The sequence below is a fragment of the Dietzia sp. CW19 genome (assembly GCF_014145265.1).
In the GTDB taxonomy this organism is placed as follows: Bacteria; Actinomycetota; Actinomycetes; order Mycobacteriales; family Mycobacteriaceae; genus Dietzia; species Dietzia natronolimnaea.
On the sequence record NZ_JAALEE010000490.1, the window covers coordinates 1 to 2,684 of the forward strand.

The following is a 2,684-nucleotide window of genomic DNA, read 5'->3' on the forward strand; positions in this document are numbered from 1 at the left end:
GGTCCCGCCGGTGTCGGGCGAGCACCTGGGCCGCGCGCGCGGTGTTCTCCACGTCCGGCCCGTGCCCGGGGACACCCACGACGCCGTCGGCGCGGGCGGCCAGCAGGTCGAGGCTCTCCAGGTAGTCGCCCAGATCGCCGTCGGTCGAGTCCAGGACCGTCGAATCGCGGCCCAGGATCGTGTCGCCGAGTACCACGCAGTCCGCCGGCGCGGTGAACCCCGCACCCGCGGGACGCACCTCGAGGCTGATCGAGTCCGCGGTGTGCCCCGGAGTGGCCAGCACGATGATGTCCAGCCCGGCGGCGTGGATCTCCTCGCCGTCGACCAGTGGCCCGGCGTCGCGGCAGTACCGCTCCCCGACCGCTCGGACCGGCGCGCCGGTCAGCGCGCGGAGGTGGTCGATCCCGTCGGTGTGGTCCCCGTGGCGATGGGTGACGACGACGAGCTCGATCTCCCCCACGATGGCGGCGATCCGCTCGGCGTGCGCGCGATCGTCCGGCCCGGGATCCACCACCACGGCGGTGGGCGATCCCGGGGCCCGCAGCACGACCGTGTTGGTCCCCTCGAAGGTCATCTCCGAGGGGTTGTCGCAGAGGATCACCCCGGCCAGGTCGGTGACGGGGCGCAGCGTCTCGTACGCGGGGAACGTGATCGGGGCCAGACCGCCGGACGTCGCCATGGTCCGTCCCTAACCCTCGACCTCGACCTCGACGATGAGCTCGACCTCGACGGGGGCGTCGAGCGGCAGCTCCGACACCCCGACGGCGGAGCGTGCGTGGACGCCGGCGTCGCCGAAGACCTCACCCAGCAGGTCCGAGGCGCCGTTGATCACCGCGGGCTGGGCGTTGAAGCCCGGCGCCGAGGCGACGAACCCGACGACCTTGACGATCCGCACGACGGAGTCGATGCCCACCAGGCCGTCGACCGCGGCGAGCGCGTTGAGGGCGCAGGTCCGGGCGAGACCGGCGGCGACCTCCGGACTGACCGCGGCTCCGACCTTGCCCGTCGCGGCGAGGGCGCCGTCGACCATCGGCAGCTGACCGGAGGTGTAGACGTACGCCCCCGTCCGCACGGCGGGGACGTAGTTGGCCAGCGGGGGGACCACGGTCGGCAGCTCGATCCCCAGCTGCTCCAGCTTTCGGGTCCAGTAGCCGCCGCCCTCGCCCTCCGACATCAGAGCCGGCGCTTGAGGTAGGCGACGTGCTGCTCGCCGGTGGGCCCGGGCAGCACGGACACGAGCTCCCAACCGTCACTGCCCCACTGGTCGAGGATCTGCTTGGTGGCGTGGGTGAGCAGCGGGACGGTCGCGTACTCGAACCGGGCTGCGGAGGTGGATTCGCTCATGCCCCCACTCTAGGGAAGTCGAGAGCAGCCCGCGCGCTCTGGTGGAACCGCTTAGTGTGGAACGCATGCCGTCCACCGACAATCCAGGAACGCAGGCGACTCGAACTCAGGGGACACAGTCGACGAGGGCGACCATCGCCGACCAGCTGTCCACCGGCTGGTCCGACTCCTCCGCCCGCGCAGACCTCCACTACGTCTCCGGGAAGGGGGGAACGGGCAAGACCACGGTCGCCACCTCGCTCGCGCTGGCACTGGCCTCCACCGGCAAGCGTGTGTTGCTGGTCGAGGTGGAGGAGCGCCAGGGAATCTCCCGGATCTTCGACCGCGCCCCGCTGCCGTACCGCGAGGAGCTCGTGGCCCGGGTGGACGGTGGCGGCAAGGTGTTCGCGCTGGCCATCGACATCGAGGCCGCGATGCTCGACTACCTCGACACCTTCTACCACCTCGGGGTGGTGGGCAAGGTGATGAAGTCGGTGGGCGCGATCGAGTTCGCGACCACCATCGCCCCCGGCCTCAAGGACGTGCTCCTGACCGGAAAGATCTACGAGGTCGTCACGCGCCAGCACGCCAAGAAGGAGGTCGTGTACGACGCCGTGGTGGTGGACGCCCCGCCCACGGGCCGAATCGGCAAGTTCCTCGACGTGACCACCGCGATGGCCGACCTGGCCGCCGGTGGCCCCATCCGCCGGCAGGCCGATGCCGTCTCCGAGCTGGTCCACTCCCCGCAGACGGTCGTCCACCTGGTCACCCTGCTCGAGTCGCTGCCGGTCCAGGAGACCATCGAGGCGATCGAGGAGCTGCGTTCGCACGACCTGCGGGTCGGCCAGGTGATCATCAACCGGGCCGAGACCAGGCACCTCGACGACGCCGCGCTCCAGCGGATCGCCGAGGAGGACATCGATGCGGAGGCGGTGCTGGCCGGGCTCGAGGAGACCGGTGTGGAGCTCGACGACGAGGGCCTGCAGGGGCTCCTGGTGGAGGCCATCGAACACGCCCGCGTCGCCCGCGGCCAGCTCGCGGCCGGCGAGACCCTGACCTCGTCCGGCTGCCCGACCCTCGTGCTGCCGGCCCTGCCCAACGGCGTCGAGGTCGCCGACCTGTACGACCTCGCCTCCGCCCTCGCCGATCAGGGAGTGCACTGACATGACTCGTCGTCTCGACATCACCGGAATGCTCACCGACCCCGCGACCCGTGTCGTGGTCTGCACCGGCGCCGGCGGCGTGGGCAAGACCACCACCGCCGCCGCGGTGGCCCTGCGCGCGGCCGAGCTCGGCCGCGACACCGTGGTGCTCACCATCGACCCGGCCCGGCGCCTCGCGCAGGCGCTGGGCATCGACAA

At 71.6% G+C, this 2,684-nt stretch carries 5 protein-coding genes; 2 read left to right on the plus strand and 3 right to left on the minus strand.

Annotation, left to right across the window (positions count from 1 at the left end; all coding sequences use genetic code 11):
* The 3 genes from G6021_RS13920 to G6021_RS13930 all read right to left on the minus strand — a co-directional run.
* On the minus strand, positions 1 to 679 hold a 679-nt coding region (locus tag G6021_RS13920), incomplete at its 3' end, for an MBL fold metallo-hydrolase (RefSeq protein WP_182641540.1).
* 9 nt (positions 680 to 688) lie between these two features.
* Positions 689 to 1,174, minus strand: coding sequence for a RidA family protein (locus G6021_RS13925; protein WP_182610978.1), 486 nt, complete (start codon positions 1,172 to 1,174; stop codon positions 689 to 691).
* Positions 1,174 to 1,344 carry a DUF4177 domain-containing protein gene (locus G6021_RS13930; protein WP_179524409.1) on the minus strand — a complete coding sequence of 57 codons (171 nt, stop codon included), beginning with the start codon at positions 1,342 to 1,344 and terminating at the stop codon, positions 1,174 to 1,176. The genes G6021_RS13925 and G6021_RS13930 overlap by 1 nt, the downstream gene beginning before the upstream one ends.
* A 65-nt stretch (positions 1,345 to 1,409) precedes the next feature.
* Here G6021_RS13930 and G6021_RS13935 point away from each other — a divergent pair, with 65 nt between their 5' ends.
* Complete coding sequence (locus tag G6021_RS13935) at positions 1,410 to 2,486, plus strand: ArsA-related P-loop ATPase (protein WP_241730491.1); 1,077 nt, start codon at positions 1,410 to 1,412, stop codon at positions 2,484 to 2,486.
* A 1-nt stretch (position 2,487) separates the two neighbouring features.
* Positions 2,488 to 2,684: ArsA-related P-loop ATPase (locus G6021_RS17470; protein ID WP_277817951.1), on the plus strand; the 197-nt coding region annotated here is incomplete at its 3' end.